This window comes from Sanguibacter sp. TS_SC_8 (assembly GCF_055361235.1).
Genome location: NZ_CM143955.1, coordinates 2,531,403 through 2,551,447, shown reverse-complemented (window position 1 = coordinate 2,551,447; position 20,045 = coordinate 2,531,403). Strand labels below are relative to the sequence as shown.

Here is a 20,045-nt window from a genome sequence, read left to right as displayed (position 1 = left end):
CGATACGGTGCTGGGATGAGCGATCCTCTCGACCTCCGCGCCCGTGTCAGCCAGCTCTTCCCCGCCCTGCGGGACGACCTGGAGGCTCTGGTCCGCATCCCCAGCGTCTCCGCGCCCGCCTTCGACCAGTCTCAGGTGACGATCAGCGCCGAGGCGGTGGCCGAGCTGCTGCGCGGCGCCGGGCTCGACGACGTCCAGATCCTCACCGCCGGCGGCAGCCGCCCCGCGGTCATCGCCCGTCGCGCGGCACCCGCGGGCGCCCCGACGGTCCTGCTCTACGCCCACCACGACGTCCAGCCGCCCGGAGACCTGGCCGACTGGGCGAGCGACCCCTTCCTCCCGGTCGAGCGCGAGGGCCGCCTCTACGGGCGCGGCGCGGCCGACGACAAGGCCGGGATCATCGCGCACCTGGGTGCGCTGCGGACCCTGGGGGAGGACCTCGCCGTCGGGGTGACGGTCTTCGTCGAGGGCGAGGAGGAGATCGGCTCGCCGTTCTTCGCCGACTTCCTCGCCACCCACACCGAGCTGCTGCGCGCCGACGTCATCGTCGTGGCCGACTCCGCCAACTGGAAGGTCGGCGTCCCGGGCCTGACCACCTCCCTGCGCGGGCTGGTCGACTGCGAGGTCGAGCTCACGACCGGGTGCCACGCGGTCCACTCCGGCATGTTCGGCGGCCCGGTCCTGGACGCGATCACCCTGCTCTCCCGGCTCATCGCCACGCTGCACGACGACGCCGGCGACGTCGCGGTCGCCGGCCTCGCCCACGCCCCGGACCCCTCGGTCGACTACGACGAGGCGGACTTCCGCGCCGACTCCGGGGTCCTGGACTCTGTCGTGCTCGCCGGCACCGGGCCGATCTCGGCGCGCCTGTGGACCCGGCCGGCGCTGTCGGTCATCGGCTTCGACGCCCCCAGCGTCGCCCTGTCCTCGAACACCATCACCCCCAAGGCCACCGCGAAGCTCTCGCTGCGGATCGCCGCCGGGCAGGACCCGGCCGCAGCGCTGGCCGCGCTGCGCACGCACCTGGAGTCCCATGCGCCCTTCGGCGCGCAGGTCGTGGTGCGCGACGGCGAGCTGGGCCGCCCCTTCCAGGCGCCGGTGGACTCCGCTGCCATGCGGGCCGCCCGGGCCGCCTTCGAGCAGGCCTGGGGCACGCCCCCGGTCGACATCGGTATCGGCGGGTCCATCCCGTTCATCGCCGACCTGCTCGAGGTGTTCCCGGACGCCGCGATCCTCGTCACGGGGGTGGAAGACCCCGACTCCCGGGCGCACGGCGCGAACGAGTCGGTGCACCTGGGCGAGCTGGAGAAGGTCGTCCTGGCCGAGGCGCTGCTGCTCGCCGCGCTGGCTGAGCAGGGCTGACCCTGGCTGGTCAGGGCCCACCCCGCCCGCCGGTGGTTCAGGTGCGGTGCGCGACGTCGACCGCGCGTGCCCAAGCATCGACGTCGTCGGGCAGGACGGGGCTGGTGAGGTGGCCGCCCAGCAGGGCGGCGACCTCCGGGGCGGGGACCCGGGACCCGTCCTTGGCCAGGAACCGGCCCGCCACCAGGCCGCGGGCGGACAGCCTCCCACGGCTGGTGATGACCTGCTCGAGGTAGACGACCCGCGGGTCCCAGCCCAGCACCCGGCTGGTCACCTCGACCGGCTGGAACAGGGTGAGGGATCGCTTGTACGTCATCGTCGAGGCCGCCACCACCGGGTACCAGCCGCGCTCGCCTAGCGGCTTCGAGCCGCCGCAGTCGGCGATGAGGTTGCTGCGGGCGGCGTCCATGAGATTGAGGTACACCGCGTTGTTCATGTGCAGGTAGATGTCGAGGTCGCCCGGTCGGACCCGGGTGCGGGTCACCGACGGGTCGAGGATCGAGTGCCCCGGGATCGGGCGACGGGGGCGGAAGGTGGCCAGGGCAAGCTGGATCTGACGGGTCACCGCATCACGTTACTACGAGTAGCTCCGGGGGCCGCCGGGTGCGCGGGCCTCTCACCAGGACGGTGGCGGGGTGTAGTCCAGCGTCCGGGCCGTGGTCTCGGCGGCTGCCCGGCTGTCCAGGCGGGCGACGAGTCGCAGCGCGGCGTCCAGGCCCGCGACGGACCCCGCGGTCGTGATGAGGTCCCCGTCGTCGACGAAGCGCGCGCGGGTGTCCACCAGCGCGCTCGGCTCGGTCGTGGCGAGCAGGTCGAGGCTCCCCGGGTGGGTCGTGCACGCGCGCCCGGCGAGCAGCCCCGCCGCGGCCAGGACCAGCGCCCCGGAGGACACCCCGACGATGAGAGGCACGGTGGCGCGCTGGTCACGGACCCAGGCGAGGTGCTCGGAGCTGCTCATCCGGAGGAGGGCGCCGGGCCCGCCGGGGTAGAGCAGCACGTGCAGCGCCCCGAGCTCGTCGCCGGCCACGTCAGGGACCATGAGCAGGCCACCGGCCAGGCGCACACCCGCGCCGTCGTCGGAGAACGTGACGACGTCGGGCCGGGAGCTGGCCGCTTCCGCCCAGCAGGTGAGCACCGTGTAGGGGCCGACCACGTCGAGCTCGTCGGCGCCGTCGAAGACGTACACGCCGAGACGGAGGGGTCGTTCCGTGCTCACGAAGCCTCCCGGGGTCACGCGTCCGGGGGCGGCTCACGTCGGTCGGCGGACCGCCCCTCACGTCCCAACGTACCGCTCAGAGTCCGGGGAGCGCGAGCATCTGGTCGAGGGCGACCCGGGCCCAGTGGGCGTCGTCGCTGTCGACGACGATCTGGTTGGTCACGCGTCCGGCGACGAGGGACTCCATGATCCACACGAGGTGCGGCAGGTCGATCCGGTTCATCGTCGAGCAGAAGCACACCGTGGAGTCGAGGTAGTGCACGTTCTTGTCCGGGTGGGCCGCGGCGACCCGGCGGACAAGGTTGAGCTCGGTGCCGATGGCCCACGAGGACCCCGGCTCGGCGTTCTTGAGCATCGTGATGATGTACTCGGTCGATCCGACGAAGTCGGCCGCGGCGACGACCTCGTTCTTGCACTCGGGGTGGACCAGGACGTTGATCCCGGGGACCGCGGCGCGGATGTCGGTGACGTTGCGCTCGGAGAACCGGCCGTGCACCGAGCAGTGCCCGCGCCACAGGATCATCCGGGCGTCGCGCAGCTCCTCGGTGGTCAACCCGCCGCCGGGCTTGCGCGGGTCGAAGACGACGCAGTCCGCCGCGGTGAAGCCGAGCTTGATCATCGCGGTGTTGCGCCCCAGGTGCTGGTCGGGCATGAAGAGGACCTTGCCGGTCCCCTCGACCCCGCCCACCTGGTCGAAGGCCCACCGCAGTGCCACCTCGGCGTTGGAGGAGGTGCACACGGTCCCGGCGTGGCGTCCGGTGAACGCCTTGATCGCGGCGGTCGAGTTCATGTACGTGACCGGGAGGGTGATGTCGGCGATCCCGGCGTCGGTGAGCACGTCCCAGCACTCCTCGACCTGGTCGATCGCGGCCATGTCGGCCATCGAGCAGCCGGCGGCGAGGTCGGGGAGGATGACCTGCTGGGCGTCGGTGGTGAGGATGTCGGCGCTCTCGGCCATGAAGTGCACACCGCAGAAGATGATGAACTCGGCCTCGGGCCGGGCCGCGGCCTCCCGCGCGAGCTTGAAGGAGTCGCCGGTGACGTCGGCGAAGTCGATGACCTCGTCGCGCTGGTAGTGGTGGCCGAGGATGAACGCGCGGTCGCCCAGGGCGGCGCGCGCCACCCGGGCCCGGGCGACCAGGTCGGGATCGCTCGCTGCGGGAAGGTCGCCGGTGCACTCCACGCCCCGCTCGGACGACAGGTCTTTGTTCTGTCCCAGGAGCAGCAGCGCCGGTGAGGCGGACGGTTCGGTGAAGGACGAGTTCAACAGTGTGCTCACCGGCCCATGATCTCACAGGGCCACCCGTGCCAATCGGGAACGACGGTAGGTGAAGATGGGTCCATGCATGTACTCCTCGCCCCTGACCGGTTCACCACCGCGGACGCCTCTGGTGCCGATGGTCTGCGCCGGATCGGTGCGGCGCTGGCGGCCGGGTGGCGCCGCGGCGCCGCGCACGACACGGTCGACCTGTGTGCCCTGTCCGACGGTGGACCGGGCTTCACCGCGCTCCTCGCCCAGGCCTGTGGTTGGGCACCGCCCGACGCCGACGGCGTGCTGCTGGCGTCCCCGGGCAGCACCGCCTACGTCGACTCCTCCCTCGGCCTCGCCGCGCACCCCCAGGACGGGTCCGCGGCCGTGGCGGCACAGATCGAGAGTGCGATCGCCGCGGGGGCGACCCGCGTCGTCGTCGGGCTGGGAGCGCCCGCTGACCTGCCCGGCCTGCCCGACGCCGGGGCCGGGCTGCTGACCGCCCTCGGGGTGCGCGGCCTCGTCGGGGATGCTCCCCGACCGGACGGGCTCGCCGAGGTGCTCGATCGGCTGCGCGGGGTCGACCTGATCGCGGCGACGGCCATCGACATCCCCTTGCTCGGCCTGCACGGGGCGAGCGCCGGCGCGGCGGACGCCGCCACCACCACCCGCGAGGCGGCCCAGCTGCGCGAACGCGAGATCGGGCAGCTCGCCGAGGTCCTGTGGCAGGCGCGGGAGCGTGGACGGGCCGGGGAGCACGCCGGACCAGCGGGGCTCCTCGCCCTGGCGCCGACCCCCGGGACTCCGGGGGCCTCGGCGCGGGCCCGCGACCTCACCGGGCTGCCCGGGGCGGGGGCCGGGGGTGGGCTGGGTTTCGCGCTCGCCCTGCTCGGGGCCAGGCTGCTGCCCGGCGCCACGGTCTACGCCCAGGTGGTCGGCCTCGCGGCCCGCACCCGGGCCGCGGACCTGGTCGTCACGGCCCGGGGTGACCTCGACGGCGCGTCCTTCCACGGGTCGGGGGTCGAGCAGGCGGCGCTGGCCGCCAGCGGCTACGGCATCGCGTGCGTGGCGCTGGCCGAGCGCACCATGATGAACCGCCGCGAGCTGGCGGCCGTGGGGCTCAGCGCGTCCTACCCGCTGCGGTCCGAGGGCGCAGGGCCCGATCACGACGGGAACCCCGGGCTGGTGGAGCGGGCGGGCGCGGTCGCGGAACGGGTGGCGCGGTCCTGGTCGCCGTCGTGGTCGCGGGAGGGCGGCCGGGCGAGGGCTTAGGCTGGGGGAACAAAACCCGACGACGCGTGGTTGCTGATGAGCGTGGGCTGTGACGCCAGTTGCATCCATGACGAGACACCGACTGTTCGTCACGAGCTTTCTTCACTGTGGGGAGACACCATGAGCGAGACCACCGAGACTGCAACCCACGGCGTGCTGCTGTCTGACTTTGCCGGCCAAAAGATCCGCGCCCTGCTCGAGCAGGAGGGGCGCGACGACCTGCGTCTGCGCGTCGCTGTCCAGCCCGGCGGCTGCTCCGGCCTGATCTACCAGCTGTACTTCGACGAGCGTGTGCTCGAGGGCGACGCCCTGCGTGACTACGACGGCGTCGAGGTCGTCGTGGACAAGATGAGCGTCCCCTACCTCGAGGGCGCGACGATCGACTTCGCGGACACGATCGAGAAGCAGGGCTTCACGATCGACAACCCGAACGCCGGCGAAGGCTGTGCCTGCGGCGGGTCCTTCGCCTGAGCATCACCCACCCGATCGGGTGGCGGGACGAGCGGGATTCGGGGTGCTGGTCACCCGGGGTCCCGCTCGTGCCATGTCCGGGGGCCGGCCGGGCCGGTCAGCCGCCGATGCGGACCGTGATCGCCTGGAACGGACCGTCGGGGTCATCGACGACGGTCGATTCTTCGATGGCGTGGCCGCGCATCCTGGCCCATGCCGGCACGTCGTAGACGGCGGCGGGGTCGGTCGACCACACGGTGAGGCGCTCCCCGACGGTGAGGGACTGCGCCCGGCGGGCCAGCCGGATCACCGGGATCGGGCAGCGCAGCCCGCGTGCGTCGACGACCGCCGCCGGAGCCTCGCCCGTCACAGCGACTCCACCTTCACAGCGACTCCACGTTCACAGCGACTCCACCCCGAGCACGGCCCGGACCCGGGCAACCGCGCCGGGGAGCGCGGCGAGGAAGCGCTCCACGTCGGCGAGCGTCGTCGTGCGGTCCACCCCGATGCGCACGTTCCCGTGCGTGAGCACGCCCATCGCCGCGAGCACGTGACTGGGCTCGAGGGCGCTCGACGTGCACGCCGATCCTGATCCGACCGCGAAGCCTGCCTTGTCGAGCTCGGACACCAGCGCCTCGCCGTCGACGAACAGGCAGGAGAAGGTCGCCACGTGGGGGAGCCGGTCGAGCGGGTCGCCGACCACCGCGACGTCGGGCACGAGCTGGGGGACCCGGGTCCGGATGAGGTCGACGAGCGCGCGGCGCCGGGTGTCCTGGGCGGACCGGTCCTCGAGGCAGGCCTGGAGGGCGACCGCGGCGGCGAAGGCCGCAGGGACGGAGATGCCGCCGGGGAACCATGAGTCGGAGTCCTCGGGCCAGTCGGCCGCGGACCGGACGCCGCGGCGCACCACGAGCACGCCGACGCCACTCGGCCCGCCCCAGTCCGCGCTGTCCGCGGCGAGCAGGTCCCAGCTGGCGGGGACCTCGACGTGCCCGAGCGCCGCGCCCGCGTCGACGAGGAGCGGGACGCCCGCTGCGCGGGCCGCGTGATGGACGGCCTCGATCGGCTGCAGGGTGCCCACCTCCCCGTTGGAGTGCTGGAGGGCGGCCAGGGCCACCCCGGGTGAGGCGATCGCCCGGGTGAAGTCGTCGGCGTCGACCCGGCCGAGGGTGTCGACGCCGACGATCTCGTGGCGAGCACCGTCCGGGCCGCGCGCAGCGACGAAGGCGGCGGCGTTGAGGACGGCCGCCCGTTCGACCGCCGAGGTGACCACGGTCGTCCCGGTCCGGCGTCGGCCCATCGCGACCGCGCGGACCGCTGCGTGCAGCGCCGCGACGTGCGACGGGGCGAAGTGGACCTCCTCGGTGCGGGCCCCGACCGCCGAGGCGACCGCCTCGCGGGCCCCCCAGGACAGCGCGGCGGCCCGTCGGGACTCTGAGTGCAGGCGGTGCGGGTCGGCCCAGCCCTCGGCCAGGGCCTGGTCGAAGGCCTGGCGCGCGAGGGGATGGAGGCGGGCGCTGCCGCCGGCGTCCAGGTGCACCCGGCCGGGCGGCGCGGGGGAGGGAGCGGAGGTGCTGGCGGGAGAGGTTCCGGGATCGACCACCCACACACGGTAGCGCGGGCGCGGCGTCGGCCGTCTCGGCGCCGGAGGGAGGGACAAACGTCCCTTTCGGTCCGAGGTTCATGACAGACCCGAGAACGGTGTTAGCAAGTTGTCGAGGTGCCACATTTCTCACACTCGACAGGCGTGCTCAGGGCCCGTTCTGTGCCTAACCCGCGATACGCTTCTTGCTATCGAGGACGAAGGTCCTGTGTGCTGTCCGCGCTCGGGTAGTGAGCAGGACGTGAAGTGAAAGGCCCCACCTTTGCGCTCGGAACGCCCCACCCCCAGTCGGAAGACGACCGGACGGCTCGTCGTAGCTGCCGCCGTCGTCAGCCTCGCCGTGTCCGGATGTTCTCCCGAAGCCCAGCGTGGCTTCCTCCCGGGATTCACCGACGGCCCCGTCACCAACCAGACGGACCGGATCACAGACATGTGGGTCGGTTCGTGGATCGCGGCCCTGATCGTCGGCATCATCACCTGGGGCCTCATGCTCTGGTGCGTGGTGGCCTACCGCAAGCGCAAGAGTGACAAGACGCTGCCGATCCAGACCCGCTACCACCTCCCCCTCGAGATCATGTACACGATCGTGCCGATCGTCATGGTCGGCGTCCTGTTCTTCTTCACCCAGCGCGACATCACCGAGATCCGCGCGACCGACGCGGAGCCGGACGTCACGATCCAGGTGATCGGCAAGCAGTGGAGCTGGGACTTCAACTACCTCGACTCCGACGTCTACGAGACCGGCCAGCACGCGGTCGACGTCGGCGGCCTCACCACGGACCTGGGTGCCCCCGGGACCAACGAGTCGTTCCCGACCCTCTACCTCCCGGTCGACCAGGTCGTGGAGTTCCAGCTCGAGTCGCGTGACGTCATCCACTCCTTCTGGATCCCCGCCTTCATCGACAAGATGGACATGATCCCGTTCCGGACGAACGTCTGGCAGGTCACGCCGACCCGCGAGGGAATCTACGCGGGCAAGTGCGCCGAGCTGTGCGGTGAGTTCCACTCCGGGATGCTCTTCAACGTCAAGGTCGTCTCCCAGGAGGAGTACGACGCGCACATGGCCGAGCTCGCGGAGCTGGGTCAGACCGGATCCCTCGGGCTCGACCTCAACCGTCAACAACACGAGGCAGCCACTGCCTCCACGGAGGGTGAGCACTGATGGCCAGCGCAGTAGCTGTGGTCCCCGGGCTGGCGCCCTCGCGCCAGACTCTGGGCCGGACCGTGATCAAGTGGGTCACGTCGACCGACCACAAGACGATCGGGTACATGTACCTGATCACCTCGTTCATCTTCTTCTGCATCGGCGGCCTGATGGCCCTGGTGATCCGTGCCGAGCTCTTCGAGCCGGGCATCCAGATCGTCCAGAGCAACGAGCAGTACAATCAGCTCTTCACCATGCACGGCACGATCATGCTGCTGCTGTTCGCGACACCGCTCTTCGCTGGCTTCGCCAACGTGATCATGCCGCTGCAGATCGGTGCGCCCGACGTCGCCTTCCCGCGGCTGAACATGTTCGCCTACTGGCTCTACCTCTTCGGTGGCCTCATCGCCTCGGCAGGCTTCTTCACCCCCCAGGGTGCGGCCTCCTTCGGGTGGTTCGCCTACGCGCCGCTGTCGAACACGACGTTCAGCCCCGGCCTGGGCGGTGACCTGTGGGTGTTCGGACTCGCGATGACCGGGTTCGGGACCATCCTCGGTGCGGTCAACTTCATCACCACGATCATCACTATGCGCGCGCCCGGCATGACGATGTTCCGGATGCCGATCTTCACCTGGAACACCCTCGTCACGAGCATGCTCGTGCTGATGGCCTTCCCGCCGCTGGCCGCCGCGCTGTTCGCGCTGGGCGCCGATCGGCGTCTGGGCGCGCAGATCTTCAACCCCGAGAACGGTGGGGCGATCCTCTGGCAGCACCTGTTCTGGTTCTTCGGTCACCCCGAGGTGTACATCATCGCGATCCCGTTCTTCGGGATCGTCAGCGAGATCCTGCCGGTGTTCAGCCGCAAGCCGATCTTCGGCTACAAGGGTCTCGTCTACGCGACGATCGCGATCGCCGCCCTCTCGGTCACCGTGTGGGCGCACCACATGTACGTCACGGGCGCGGTGCTGCTGCCGTTCTTCTCCTTCATGACGATGCTCATCGCCGTCCCCACAGGCGTGAAGTTCTTCAACTGGATCGGCACGATGTGGCGGGGCAAGCTCACCTTCGAGACGCCGATGCTGTGGTCGATCGGCTTCCTGGTCACCTTCCTCTTCGGCGGGCTCACCGGGGTCATCCTGTCCAGCCCGGTGATGGACTTCCACGTCTCGGACTCCTACTTCGTCGTGGCGCACTTCCACTACGTGGTCTTCGGGACCGTGGTGTTCGCGATGTTCGCCGGCTTCTACTTCTGGTGGCCCAAGTTCACCGGGCGCATGCTCAACGAGCGCCTCGGCAAGCTGCACTTCTGGTTGCTGTTCATCGGCTTCCACATGACCTTCCTCATCCAGCACTGGCTCGGTGTGGCCGGCATGCCCCGTCGGTACGCCGACTACATGCCCCAGGAAGGGTTCACCTGGATGAACCAGGTGTCGACGATCGGCGCCTTCCTGCTGGCCGCCTCGACCCTGCCGTTCCTGTGGAACGTCTACGTCACGTGGCGCAACGCGCCGATGGTGACCGTTGACGACCCGTGGGGCTACGGCGGATCGCTCGAGTGGGCCACGTCCTGCCCGCCGCCCCGCCACAACTTCACCTCGCTCCCGCGGATCCGATCCGAGCGACCTGCCTTCGACCTGCACCACCCGGAGGTCGCAGCGATGGACATCCACGGCGCGGAGGAGAAGCACCTCGACCACGTCTTCGGCCAGGCAGACCATCGCGGGGAGCAGTCGGCCGCAGCCCAGCGCCTCATCGACAACGCCAACGACAAGGGGAACACCCGATGAAGATCGAGGCCAGACTCTTCACCTTCCTCGCCCCGTTCTTCCTCGTGGTGGCGCTCGCCTACGGGTGGCTCAGCTCCTGGGAGCCGGTCGGAACCGTCACCCTCGTGCTGCTCGTGGGTCTCGTCGCCATGGTGGGCTGGTACCTCATGGCGACCGCGAAGCGGATCGACACGCGACCTGAGGACGACCCCTACGGGGAGATCGAGCAGGGCGCAGGCGAGCAGGGCGTGTACGCCCCGTGGAGCTGGTGGCCGCTGGCCATCGCCTCCGGTGCTGCGGTCTCCTTCCTCGGCCTGGCTGTCGGCTGGTGGGTGTTCGGGATCGGCGCAGTCCTCTCGATCCTCGCTCTCATCGGTTGGGTCTTCGAGTTCTCCCGCGGACAGCACGCGCACTGACCCGAGCACGCCCGAGCACTGCAGAACGGCGGTGGGACGCAGGCCAACAGCCTGCGTCCCCCCGCCGTTCTGCGTTCCCGCCCCACGCCCGGCGCCCCAGGCCCCACTCCGGCGCCCCAGGCCCGGCGCCCCACGCCCGGCGCCCGCCCGCCCGTTGCCGGTCCACCCGGCCCCCGGCGCTCGTCCGCCGCCGGTCCGCCCGGCCCCCGTCGTGGCCCTCCTCGCCGAGCTCGTGAACCGCTCGCTGAACTCGTGAGCCACGGCGCTTCCCTCGCCCGTGGGGGCCCTCGCTCACGAGTTCGGCGGGGCGCTCACGAGGTGGGGGTCGGCTGCGAGGGCCGTCGCTCACGAGCTCGGACGAGGGCTGGGCGCACAGAAGCGCCCTGTGCGGCTTCGCCGGGCGCTGACCGCCCTCGTGGAGGGCCAGTCGCGTCGGGAGGTCGCACAGGGCGCTTGAGGCATCCTGATGACCGTTCCGTGGGGAACGGATAGGGAGATCACGCAGCGATCACGCAGCGATCACGCAGCGATCATGCAGCGATCACGCAGCGTGATCCGGCAGAGAATCAGGCGGGGAGGATGAGTCCGGCCGTCTGCGTGCGCGCGCGCGTGAAGCGGGCGTCGGCGTCGGCCCAGTTGACGATGTTCCACCAGGCCGCGACGTAGTCGGCGCGGACGTTCTGGTAGTCGAGGTAGTACGCGTGCTCCCAGACGTCCAGGAGGACGATCGGGGTCAGACCCATCGGGATGTTGCCCTGCTGGTCGTAGAGCTGGACGATGATGAGCTTGGAGCCGAGGGAGTCCCAGGCCAGGATGGCCCAGCCGGATCCCTGCACGCCGGCGGCGACAGCGCCGAAGTGCTTCTTGAAGGCGTCGAAGGAACCGAAGTCCTCGGAGATCGCCGCGGCCAGGTCACCGGTCGGCTCGCCGCCGCCCTCGGGGGAGAGGTTCGTCCAGAAGGCGGAGTGGTTGACGTGCCCACCGAGGTTGAACGCCAGGTTCTTCTCGTGCAGGTTGACGGCTGCGAAGTCGCCGTTCTCGCGTGCCTCGGCGAGCTTGTCGAGCGCGGTGTTGGCGCCGGTGACGTAGGCCTGGTGGTGCTTGGAGTGGTGCAGCTCCATGATCCGGCCAGAGATGTGGGGCTCAAGTGCTCCGTAGTCGTAGCCGAGCTCAGGCAGTGTGTAGACAGCCATGTTCGATCTCCTCGAGGTATCTCGCAACCGTGATGTCGCGACGTCTATGAAAAGCGGATGGCCCGCGCCGATGTTCCCACAGGGTGGAAGACATCGTCGCAGGCCATCACACAACTCTGCAGCACGATCAGTGCTTGTGCCCAGTGCCGTCCGCGTCGTGGGCAGTCAACGACGACCCGCCGTCGCCAGCCGCGGTGAGCTGCTCCGCCGGGGTGTGGGTCTCGATCTGGTCGTGCTCACCGTGGGAGTGAGCGGCGGCCAGCTCGGCCGGGGTGACCGGCTCCACACGGTCCTCGAAGAAGAACCGGGACAGCTTCTGCAGACCCTGGTCCTTCTTGAAGCCCTTGCGACGGACCCCGCGGGAGTCCTCCCGCGGTGCGATCTCGAGGGGCTTGTGCGCGTCGTAGTTGACCCGCAGCCACCGCTCCTGCTCGTTGAGCGGCTTGTGCACCTCGATGTACTCACCGTCGGCGAACCGGACGATGCGGCCTGTCTCGTGGCCGTGCAGGACCAGCTCTCGGTCCTTGCGCTGCAGGCCGAGGCAGATCCGCTTGGTGATCCAGAAGGCGAGCACCGGTGCGACGAACAGCGCGATGCGGAACGTCCAGGTGATCGCGTTGATCGACAGGGAGAAGTGCGTCGCGATGAGGTCGTTCGAGCCGGCCAGGGCCAGGATGATGAACGCCGTGAGGAACGCGACACCCAGTCCGGTGCGGGTCGGGACGTTGCGCGGGCGGTCGAGCACGTGGTGCTCACGCTTGTCCTTGGTCGCTGCCGCCTCGACGAAGGGGTACACCGCGAGGAACGTGAACAGCAGCCCCGGGATGACCACCGCGGGGATGAGCACGTTGAGCGAGAGCGTGAAGCCACCGATCACGTACTCGGTCTGGCCGGGCATGAGACGCAACGCACCCTCGAGGAAGAGCATGTACCAGTCCGGCTGGGCACCTGCACCGACGGGGGAGGGGTCGTAGGGCCCGTAGTTCCACACGTTGTTGATCGACATCGTGGCGCCCATGAACGCGATCACGCCGAAGACGATGAAGAAGAACCCACCGGCCTTGGCCGCGTAGACGGGGAACAGCGGGAAGCCGACGACGTTGTTGTCCGTGCGTCCGCCACCGGGGTACTGGGTGTGCTTGTGCAGGACGACGAAGAGCAGGTGCAACCCGATGAGCGCGAGGATCAGCGCCGGCACGACGAGGATGTGCATGGTGAACAGGCGCGGGATGATGTCCTCGCCGGGGAACTCCCCGCCGAAGACCATGTAGGACATGTATGCGCCGACGAGCGGGATCGCCTTGATGACGCCGTCGGTGATGCGCAGACCGTTGCCGGAGAGCACGTCGTCGGGCAGGGAGTAGCCGGTGAAGCCGGCGGCCAGGCCCAAGATCATGAGGATGAAGCCGACCATCCAGTTGATCTCACGCGGCTTGCGGAACGCCCCGGTGAAGAACACCCGCATCATGTGCGTGACGATCGCCGCCATGAACAGCAACGCCGCCCAGTGGTGGACCTGGCGCATCAGCAGCCCGCCACGGACCTCGAAGGAGAGCCGGAGGGTGGAGTTGAACGCCTCGGAGACGAGCTGGCCCTTCATCGTCGAGAGCGGGCCGTCGTACTCGACGAGCCCCATCGACGGGACGAAGAACATCGTGAGGAACACGCCCGAGATGAGCAGCACCACGAAGGAGAAGAGGGCGATCTCCCCGAGCAGGAAGGACCAGTGGTCCGGGAAGATCTTGCGGGCGTAGCCCTTGACCACGGTGCCGATGCCGGTGCGCTGGTCGAGGTAGTCGACGGCACCGCCTATGGGGCTGTGTGCTTGTGTGGTGCTCATTTCAGGCGCTCCCAGTAGCTCGGGCCCACAGGCTCGTCGAAGTCGTCCTGTGCGACGAGGTAGCCCTCGTCGTCGACCATGATCGGTAGCTGCGGCAGCGGCCGCTTCGCCGGGCCGAAGACGACCTTCGCTCCGTCAGCCACGTCGAAGGTCGACTGGTGGCAGGGGCACAGGAGGTGGTGCGTCTGCTGCTCGTACAGGGCGACGGGGCAGCCGACGTGGGTGCAGATCTTGGAGTAGGCGACGATGCCGTCGTAGGACCAGGACTTGCGTTCCTCGGACTCGATGAGGTCCGCGGGGTCGAGCCGGACCACGAGCACGACGGCCTTGGCCTTCTCGGTGATCCAGTGGTGGGTCGCGCGGTGCTCGGCGGAGACCTCGGGGATGACGTGGACGGCCGAGCCGATCGTCACGTCCGAGGCCTTGATCGGGCGCCCGGTGGGGTCGCTCGTGAGGCGCGTGCCCTTCTTCCAGATCGTGTGCTTGAACTTCGAGATGTCCCAGTCGTTGCCGACCGAGCTGATCAGGGGCACCACGATGGTCAGCGGGAAGAGTGCGAGGGCCGTCACGATCGCCCCCTGCAGGACCGGGCGACGGGCGATGCCGGAGTCCTCGGCGACGTCCTTGAGAGCCGTGAGGGCTGCCGTGCGGACCTCGTCGGTGCTGCGCTGGGCGTGGCGCTCTTCGGTCTTCTCGTGGTCGGACATGAGGGTCTTGGCCCAGTGCACGGCCGCGAGGCCGATGCCCATGAGCGCGAAGAAGAGGCCCAAGCCGAGCGCGAAGTTCGCGTTGCGGACGCTCGCTGTGGTGCCTTCGGGGCGGATCATGAAGTACGCGACGAGCATCCCGACGGTGCCGAGGATGGAGATCACGAAGAGGATGACGACCTGGGTCTCGGCCCGCTTGGCGGCCTTGGGGTCCTTGTCTGCCATCCGCAGCTTGTGCTCGGGGACACCCGGGTCGGGGAACCGCTCCAGGTCGGTCGAGCCGCCCGTGGTGGTGACGTCTGCTGAGTTCTTGTTGTCGCTCATGACGACTTGGCTCCGATCCACACGGCGCACCCGATGAGCGTGCCGATTCCGACGACCCAGATCCACAGGCCTTCGCTGACGGGGCCGAGGCCACCGAGGTCGAGGCCGCCGGCTGATCCTTCACGCTGCTCGACGAGGTAGGCGATGACGTCGCGCTTCTCCTCGGGAGTGATCGTGGCGTCGTTGAAGACGGGCATGGACTGCGGGCCGGTGAGCATGGCCTCGTAGATGTGCGTCGGAGTGGTCTCCCAGAGGGCGGGTGCGTACTTGCCCTCGGAGAGCGCGCCGCCGGCGCCCACGGCGTTGTGGCACATGGCGCAGTTGGTGCGGAAGATCGCGGCACCGGAGGACGGGTCGCCCAGCGTGGCATCGACCTGCTCGGCCGTCGGCGTGGACGGGCCAGGGCCGAGGGAGGCGACGTAGGCGGCGAGCTGCCGGGTCTGCTCCGCGTCGAACTGGGCCGGCTTGGCCGGCGCCTGGGGCGCGTTCATCTGCATGGGCATGCGCCCCGTGCCGACCTGGAAGCTGACGGAGGCGGATCCGACGCCGATGAGCGACGGGACCTCGTCCCGGCCCGCAGCGTCCACGCCGTGGCAGGTCGCGCAGTTGGCCTGGAAGAGTTTCTCGCCGGCGGCGATGTCGTCGGCTGCTGCGGTGTCAGCGCTGGCCGACGTGGGGGCCAGCGCGGCGTACAGGCCGCCGGTCACCAACAGCGCCAGCAGCATCAGCACGACCGGTGTCAACCGGTGGTGTCGGCGGGCGGCGAGTGCCTTCACGGATGGATCCTCGTCTCGCAAGTGGGGGGGGAGCGGTGGGGGAGCAGGGGAGGTGGAGCGGGTCACTGGAGGAAGTAGATGACGCCGAAGAGGGCGATCCACACGACGTCGACGAAGTGCCAGTAGTACGACACGACGATCGCGGTGGTGGCCTCGTGGTGCCCGAAGTTCTTCGCGGTGAAGGACCGGCCGAGCAGGAACAGGAAGGCGACGAGCCCGCCGACCACGTGCAGGCCGTGGAAGCCGGTCGCGAGGAAGAAGACGGAGCCGTAGGGGCTGGAGGAGATCGTGAGCCCGGCTTCGACGAGCTCGGAGTACTCGTAGATCTGGCCGGCGACGAAGAACGACCCCATGAGGTACGTCAGGGTGATCCACTCGTTCATGCCCCAGCGGTTGATCTGGAAGATCGACCCGGTGCGTCGGGGCTGGAGCCGCTCGGCGGCCCAGACACCCATCTGGCATGTCACCGATGACAGGACCAGGACGCAGGTGTTGATCAAGGCGAAGCTCAGGACCAGATGCTCGGTCCCCTCGCTCCACTGGTCAGCAGGGATCGTCGCACGGACGGTGAAGTACATCGCGAAGAGACCCGCGAAGAACATGAGTTCACTCGCGAGCCACACGATGGTTCCGACCGAAACGGGGTTCGGTCGGTTCACACTCACGTGGAGTTGGGCGTTGGGCGCAGCCGTTGCAGTCGACACGTTAATCATTATGGCCGATGTTGGCGCGAGTTTGGGTCCTAAGACCCACCCTTTCACAGGGTTGAATCTCACAATGACGGGAGAACCGCGGTTCCGGGGGTCCCCTCATGACGAAACACCAGCAACTGTCACGAAAACAGGGGTGCTCTCGTGCCAAGATGCTCCTAGGTGCGAACCTGCCCGCCCGTGGTGCCGTCGATGACGCCCGCGCCGGTGACAGGCGCGCAGGCCCGTCCGTCTCCCCTGATCGCGAGGATGCTCATGCCCACCATTCTTCTCTACAGCGACGACCGCACGGTGCGCGAGGAGGTGCGCAGCGCCGTCGGGCACGTGGACGGCGCCGGAGAGGCCATCGAGTGGGTCGACGTCGCGACCTATGACGAGGTGGTCAAGCGGGCCGACGCCGGCGGCCTCGACATGTACGTGCTCGACGGCGAGGCGGACAAGGTCGGCGGGATGGGCATCTGCCGTCAGCTCAAGAACGAGATCTTCAACTGCCCGCCCGTGCTGCTGCTCACCGGCCGCCCCCAGGACGCCTGGTTGGCCTCCTGGTCGTTGGCCGACGCCGCGGTGCCGCGCCCGCTCGACCCGCTCGAGCTCCAGAAGGCCGTGCGGTCCATCCTCGCCGAGACGCTCCACCAGGGCGCGGGGCTGTGACCGGCCGGTCGGGCGGGTACACCTGGCCAGACCTCACCGCGGCGCTCATCGGAGGTGAGGACCTCACTGCGGAGCAGACCGCCTGGGCCATGGACACTGTCATGTCCGGGTCGGCGACGCCGATCCAGCTGGCCGGGTTCCTCGTGGCGCTGCGCGCCAAGGGCGAGACCATCGCCGAGCTGGCCGGTCTGGCCGACTCGATGCTCGCCCACGCCGCCCCGCTGGCGGTGTCCGGGGACACCGTCGACATCGTGGGGACCGGCGGCGACCGGGCGCACACGGTGAACATCTCGACGATGGCCGCGATCGTGCTCGCCGGTGCCGGTCTCAAGGTGGTCAAGCACGGGAACCGGGCGGCGTCGTCGTCCTCGGGGTCGGCCGACGTGCTCGAGGAGCTGGGGATCCGGTTGGACCAGCCCGCCGCGCGGGTGGGTCAGATCGCCGAGGAGGTGGGCATCACCTTCGCCTTCGCGAACGTCTTCCACTCCTCCATGCGTCACGCCGCGCCCGCTCGCAGCGGGCTGGGCCTGCCGACGGCGTTCAACTTCCTCGGGCCGCTGACCAACCCCGCGCAGCCGCGGGCCACGGCGGTCGGCGTCGCCGACGTCCGGATGGCCCCGCTGGTGGCCGGGGTGTTCGCCGGCCGCGGCACCCAGGCTCTCGTCTTCCGCGGGCTGGACGGGCTCGACGAGCTCGCCGCGTCGTCACCGGCCGACATCTGGGAGGTGCGCGACGGAGTCGTCACCCAGCACCTGCTCGACCCGGTCGCCGACCTGGGGCTTGCTCCGATCACGATCGAGGACCTGCGCGGGGCGGACGCCGCCTACAACGCCGGGGTCGCCCGGGCGCTGCTCGACGGCGTCCGTGGACCGGTCCGGGAGACCGTGCTGCTCAACGCCGCGGCCGCGATGGTCGCCGACGCGAGCCTGCCGGGGACCGCGGACGGCTCGCTGGCGGACCGCCTGGTCGCCGGGATGGCCCACGCCGCCCGCTCGATCGACTCCGGCGCGGCCCGCGACGTGCTGGAACGCTGGGCCGCCGCGGCCAGCTGAGGGCGGGCCCGGTGGTCAGTCCTCGAGTGGTCAGTCCTCGAGGCCGAGGGCGAAGGCCGCGTCGAGGTCCTTGCTCGAGAACTCCCGGAACGCGAGGTAGGTCCGGGTGCGCCGGACGCCGGGAACCTTGCTGATCTTGTCCGCGATGATGTCGGCGAAGTCGTTGTGGTCCTCGACGTGCACCATGGCGATGAGGTCGACCTCGCCGGTCACCGAGTACACCGCCGACACGCCGGGCACCTCGGCGATGGCCGTCGCGGCCTCCGGGATGAGCGCCTGGTCGGTGTCGATCATGACGATGGCGGTGGGCATGGTGTGCTCCTCAACGGGTCGAACGTGCTCAGGACGCCCGCGCGGCCGGTGGGCTGACCCCAGTATGACGGTTCCGGATCGGGGACGTGAGCGGGGGTGGGAGCGGGGGTGGGGGCGGTGGCAGGAGCAGACCGCGAGACGACCTCGGCGGTCGAGGTGTTCACCACGTGGCGCTCGGCTCCGCGGACCGGACAGGTCTGCGGGTCGGTGACCTCGACGAGGCGGACCCCATCCCCGGCCAGCCACTCGATGATCAGGGCGCTCTCCTCCGGGTGGCACGCGGGCGCAGGCCATGACGGCGACGCGACGTGCTCGGCGGAGGCCACGGCCGAGGCGACCGTGGCGAGCGGGTCGCCGGTGCGCGCGCACAGGGCGGTCGCGGCGAGCCGGCCGTGGCGCACCACGACGATCTCCCACCCCCCGCTCGACGGGCGGGCCGCGACGAGCTGGGCGCACACGCTCAACGGCGCCAGGCGCTGTGCCCGGGCCGCGCCCGAGAGGTAGGCCTCGAGCCGATCCCGGTCCGCGGCGGCGTCCTCGAAGCGTTCGTCGCGGACCAGGGCGGCGATGCGCTGGGCGAGGGCGTCCACGACCGGACCGGCGTCGCCGGCCATCGTCGCGCGCAGGGCGTCGATGACGTCGGGATAGCTCCCCGGGTGCGCGGGGCGACGGTCCGGGGGGAGGCACGGCGCGCTGCAGCGGCCCATCTCGGCGAGCACGCACGCGGTCGCGGTCGCCGGTGGGACGACCGGCAGCCGGCCCCCGCACTGGCGCACCGGGTGGGCGGCCTGCAGGGCCTCCACGGCGGCCACCGCGCGCGATCGGGAGGTGAAGGGCCCGATGTGCGGTTCACGGCCCTGGTGGCGCTCCTGCACCGTCGCCGCCGACTCCCGTACGACGGTCAGCCGCGGATGGGCCTCCGCGGTGAGCCGCACCCAGTGCATGCGTTCGGGGTGCTTGGACCGCTGGTTGTACCTCGGTGCGTGCTCGGTGATCATCCGCAGCTCACGCACCCGCGACTCCAGCTCGGTCGCGCACGCGATGGCCCGGACGGAGGAGGTCAACCGGATCATCTCGATCATCCGGCGCCGCTTCTCCGACGCCGTGAAGTAGCTGCGGACCCGCGTGCGCACATGCGTCGACGTCCCGACGTAGAGCACCTCGTCGCCGGGGCCGATGAACATGTACACCCCGGGGCCCTCGGGGAGGCCGTCGGCCAGGTGGCGCCGGCGACGGATGTCGGGCGGGACGGGGTCGCTCGCCCCGGCCAGGTCCTCCAGGGTGGTGACCCCGAGCGGGGCGAGCCGCTCGAAGAGCGCGTGCATGACGTCGACGGTCGCCCGGGCGTCGGACAGCGCACGGTGGTCGGGGGTGATCGTGGCCCGGAACAGGGCCGCCAGGGTCCCCAGCTTGTGGTTGGGTGCCTCGTCCCGGGTGACCACCCGGCGGGCCAGCGGCACGGTGTCCAGCACCTGGTTCCCGGGCCAGGCCAGGTCCATCCCGGCGGCGGCCGCGCGCAGGAAGGAGATGTCGAAGGGCGCATTGTGGGCCACGAGCACGGTGCCCCGGGCGAACTCGAGGAAGGAGGGCAGCACGGCCTCGATCCGCGGCGCGGTCGCGACCATGGAGCTGGTGATCCCGGTGAGCCGGGAGATGAAGGAGGGGACCGGGGTGCCCGGGTTGACCAGGGTCTGGAACTCCCCGACCACCTCGCCGCCACGGACCTTCACCGCGCCGATCTCGGTGATGGCGCTGTCCTTGGGTGACCCGCCCGTCGTCTCGAGGTCGACGACGACGAAGGTGACCTCGCGCAGCGGGGTGCCCAGCTCGTCGAGGGCGAGCTGGACCGGGCGCCCGGTCCCGAACGGCATGCCGTCCGGGACGCTCGGGCGGGTGAGCCGGCGACCCGCGTCCCGGGCACCGGGGGCGGGTCGCTGCTCGTGGGCCGCTGACCGAGGAGACATCATGCAGCGAGGATATGCCGCGCCACCGACATGCCCGT

Annotated in this window: 20 protein-coding genes; 8 read left to right on the top strand and 12 right to left on the bottom strand. The window is 70.3% G+C overall.

Features of this window, described 5'->3' with window-relative positions; translation table 11 throughout:
- Positions 1-15: 15 nt before the first annotated feature.
- Entirely contained in the window at positions 16-1,362 is a 1,347-nt protein-coding gene (locus ACWA15_RS11600; protein ID WP_464055402.1) for a M20/M25/M40 family metallo-hydrolase, read from the top strand.
- Positions 1,363-1,399: 37 nt separating this feature from the next.
- Here ACWA15_RS11600 and ACWA15_RS11595 read toward each other — a convergent pair whose 3' ends face one another.
- From ACWA15_RS11595 to nadA, 3 genes are all read right to left on the bottom strand, one after another.
- Complete coding sequence (locus tag ACWA15_RS11595) at positions 1,400-1,927, bottom strand: acyl-CoA thioesterase (RefSeq protein WP_464055400.1); 528 nt, start codon at positions 1,925-1,927, stop codon at positions 1,400-1,402.
- Between the two features lie 51 nt (positions 1,928-1,978).
- Positions 1,979-2,578, bottom strand: a complete 600-nt coding sequence (locus ACWA15_RS11590) for a DJ-1/PfpI family protein (protein ID WP_464055398.1) — start codon at positions 2,576-2,578, stop codon at positions 1,979-1,981.
- A 76-nt stretch (positions 2,579-2,654) separates the two neighbouring features.
- The gene (gene nadA / locus ACWA15_RS11585) at positions 2,655-3,857 is read right to left on the bottom strand and encodes a quinolinate synthase NadA (protein ID WP_464055397.1); all 1,203 of its coding nucleotides are present in this window, start codon (positions 3,855-3,857) and stop codon (positions 2,655-2,657) included.
- Positions 3,858-3,920: 63 nt separating this feature from the next.
- Here nadA and ACWA15_RS11580 point away from each other — a divergent pair, with 63 nt between their 5' ends.
- Positions 3,921-5,099, top strand: coding sequence for a glycerate kinase (locus ACWA15_RS11580; protein WP_464055395.1), 1,179 nt, complete (start codon positions 3,921-3,923; stop codon positions 5,097-5,099).
- A gap of 120 nt (positions 5,100-5,219) precedes the next feature.
- Positions 5,220-5,570, top strand: coding sequence for a HesB/IscA family protein (locus tag ACWA15_RS11575; protein ID WP_093183881.1), 351 nt, complete (start codon positions 5,220-5,222; stop codon positions 5,568-5,570).
- A 97-nt stretch (positions 5,571-5,667) separates the two neighbouring features.
- On the opposite strand, the gene ACWA15_RS11570 is transcribed toward ACWA15_RS11575, so the two are convergent.
- Both ACWA15_RS11570 and ACWA15_RS11565 read right to left on the bottom strand, forming a co-directional pair.
- Positions 5,668-5,919 carry a sulfurtransferase TusA family protein gene (locus ACWA15_RS11570; protein ID WP_464055393.1) on the bottom strand — a complete coding sequence of 84 codons (252 nt, stop codon included), beginning with the start codon at positions 5,917-5,919 and terminating at the stop codon, positions 5,668-5,670.
- Positions 5,920-5,949: 30 nt separating this feature from the next.
- On the bottom strand, positions 5,950-7,152 hold the full coding sequence (locus ACWA15_RS11565; protein WP_464055391.1) for a cysteine desulfurase family protein: 1,203 nt from the start codon (positions 7,150-7,152) through the stop codon (positions 5,950-5,952).
- A 262-nt stretch (positions 7,153-7,414) separates the two neighbouring features.
- Between ACWA15_RS11565 and ctaC the strand changes: the two genes are divergently transcribed.
- Genes ctaC through ACWA15_RS11550 form a run of 3 tightly spaced genes read left to right on the top strand, consistent with a single transcriptional unit; the run spans position 7,415 to position 10,478 of the window.
- Positions 7,415-8,314, top strand: a complete 900-nt coding sequence (gene ctaC, locus ACWA15_RS11560; protein ID WP_464055389.1) for an aa3-type cytochrome oxidase subunit II — start codon at positions 7,415-7,417, stop codon at positions 8,312-8,314.
- Positions 8,314-10,083 (top strand): aa3-type cytochrome oxidase subunit I, encoded by a 1,770-nt coding sequence (gene ctaD / locus ACWA15_RS11555; protein ID WP_464055388.1) that lies wholly within the window; start codon positions 8,314-8,316, stop codon positions 10,081-10,083. Before ctaC ends, ctaD begins: the two co-directional genes overlap by 1 nt.
- Entirely contained in the window at positions 10,080-10,478 is a 399-nt protein-coding gene (locus ACWA15_RS11550) for a cytochrome c oxidase subunit 4 (protein WP_464055387.1), read from the top strand. Before ctaD ends, ACWA15_RS11550 begins: the two co-directional genes overlap by 4 nt.
- Before the next feature lie 566 nt (positions 10,479-11,044).
- On the opposite strand, the gene ACWA15_RS11545 is transcribed toward ACWA15_RS11550, so the two are convergent.
- The 5 genes from ACWA15_RS11545 to ctaE form a co-directional block, all read right to left on the bottom strand.
- Positions 11,045-11,671 carry a superoxide dismutase gene (locus ACWA15_RS11545; RefSeq protein WP_464055385.1) on the bottom strand — a complete coding sequence of 209 codons (627 nt, stop codon included), beginning with the start codon at positions 11,669-11,671 and terminating at the stop codon, positions 11,045-11,047.
- Between the two features lie 127 nt (positions 11,672-11,798).
- Complete coding sequence (qcrB, locus tag ACWA15_RS11540; protein WP_464055384.1) at positions 11,799-13,511, bottom strand: cytochrome bc1 complex cytochrome b subunit; 1,713 nt, start codon at positions 13,509-13,511, stop codon at positions 11,799-11,801.
- Positions 13,508-14,542, bottom strand: a complete 1,035-nt coding sequence (gene qcrA / locus ACWA15_RS11535; RefSeq protein WP_464055382.1) for a cytochrome bc1 complex Rieske iron-sulfur subunit — start codon at positions 14,540-14,542, stop codon at positions 13,508-13,510. Before qcrA ends, qcrB begins: the two co-directional genes overlap by 4 nt.
- The gene (qcrC, locus tag ACWA15_RS11530) at positions 14,539-15,318 is read right to left on the bottom strand and encodes a cytochrome bc1 complex diheme cytochrome c subunit (RefSeq protein WP_464055381.1); all 780 of its coding nucleotides are present in this window, start codon (positions 15,316-15,318) and stop codon (positions 14,539-14,541) included. Before qcrC ends, qcrA begins: the two co-directional genes overlap by 4 nt.
- Positions 15,319-15,380: 62 nt before the next feature.
- On the bottom strand, positions 15,381-16,031 hold the full coding sequence (gene ctaE, locus ACWA15_RS11525) for an aa3-type cytochrome oxidase subunit III (RefSeq protein ID WP_464055380.1): 651 nt from the start codon (positions 16,029-16,031) through the stop codon (positions 15,381-15,383).
- 252 nt (positions 16,032-16,283) lie between these two features.
- On the opposite strand from ctaE, the gene ACWA15_RS11520 reads away from it, so the two are divergent.
- Entirely contained in the window at positions 16,284-16,679 is a 396-nt protein-coding gene (locus ACWA15_RS11520; RefSeq protein ID WP_464055379.1) for a response regulator transcription factor, read from the top strand.
- The gene (gene trpD, locus ACWA15_RS11515) at positions 16,676-17,731 is read left to right on the top strand and encodes an anthranilate phosphoribosyltransferase (protein WP_464055377.1); all 1,056 of its coding nucleotides are present in this window, start codon (positions 16,676-16,678) and stop codon (positions 17,729-17,731) included. The genes ACWA15_RS11520 and trpD overlap by 4 nt, the downstream gene beginning before the upstream one ends.
- Before the next feature lie 30 nt (positions 17,732-17,761).
- On the opposite strand, the gene ACWA15_RS11510 is transcribed toward trpD, so the two are convergent.
- Positions 17,762-18,043, bottom strand: a complete 282-nt coding sequence (locus tag ACWA15_RS11510) for an Lrp/AsnC family transcriptional regulator (RefSeq protein ID WP_464055376.1) — start codon at positions 18,041-18,043, stop codon at positions 17,762-17,764.
- Complete coding sequence (locus ACWA15_RS11505) at positions 18,022-20,010, bottom strand: DEDD exonuclease domain-containing protein (protein WP_464055374.1); 1,989 nt, start codon at positions 20,008-20,010, stop codon at positions 18,022-18,024. Before ACWA15_RS11505 ends, ACWA15_RS11510 begins: the two co-directional genes overlap by 22 nt.
- Between the last annotated feature and the right edge of the window lie 35 nt (positions 20,011-20,045).

Bases quoted from the DNA above. Each gene is read 5' to 3' on its own strand.
- ACWA15_RS11545 (WP_464055385.1), bottom strand. From the start codon at position 11,671: ATGGCTGTCTACACACTGCCTGAGCTCGGCTACGACTACGGAGCACTT.
- ACWA15_RS11520 (WP_464055379.1), top strand. From the start codon at position 16,284: ATGCCCACCATTCTTCTCTACAGCGACGACCGCACGGTGCGCGAGGAG.
- qcrB (WP_464055384.1), bottom strand. From the start codon at position 13,511: ATGAGCACCACACAAGCACACAGCCCCATAGGCGGTGCCGTCGACTAC.
- qcrA (WP_464055382.1), bottom strand. From the start codon at position 14,542: ATGAGCGACAACAAGAACTCAGCAGACGTCACCACCACGGGCGGCTCG.
- ACWA15_RS11575 (WP_093183881.1), top strand. From the start codon at position 5,220: ATGAGCGAGACCACCGAGACTGCAACCCACGGCGTGCTGCTGTCTGAC.
- ACWA15_RS11505 (WP_464055374.1), bottom strand. From the start codon at position 20,010: ATGATGTCTCCTCGGTCAGCGGCCCACGAGCAGCGACCCGCCCCCGGT.
- ACWA15_RS11600 (WP_464055402.1), top strand. From the start codon at position 16: ATGAGCGATCCTCTCGACCTCCGCGCCCGTGTCAGCCAGCTCTTCCCC.
- ctaE (WP_464055380.1), bottom strand. From the start codon at position 16,031: ATGATTAACGTGTCGACTGCAACGGCTGCGCCCAACGCCCAACTCCAC.
- ACWA15_RS11510 (WP_464055376.1), bottom strand. From the start codon at position 18,043: ATGCCCACCGCCATCGTCATGATCGACACCGACCAGGCGCTCATCCCG.
- ACWA15_RS11550 (WP_464055387.1), top strand. From the start codon at position 10,080: ATGAAGATCGAGGCCAGACTCTTCACCTTCCTCGCCCCGTTCTTCCTC.
- ACWA15_RS11580 (WP_464055395.1), top strand. From the start codon at position 3,921: ATGCATGTACTCCTCGCCCCTGACCGGTTCACCACCGCGGACGCCTCT.
- ctaD (WP_464055388.1), top strand. From the start codon at position 8,314: ATGGCCAGCGCAGTAGCTGTGGTCCCCGGGCTGGCGCCCTCGCGCCAG.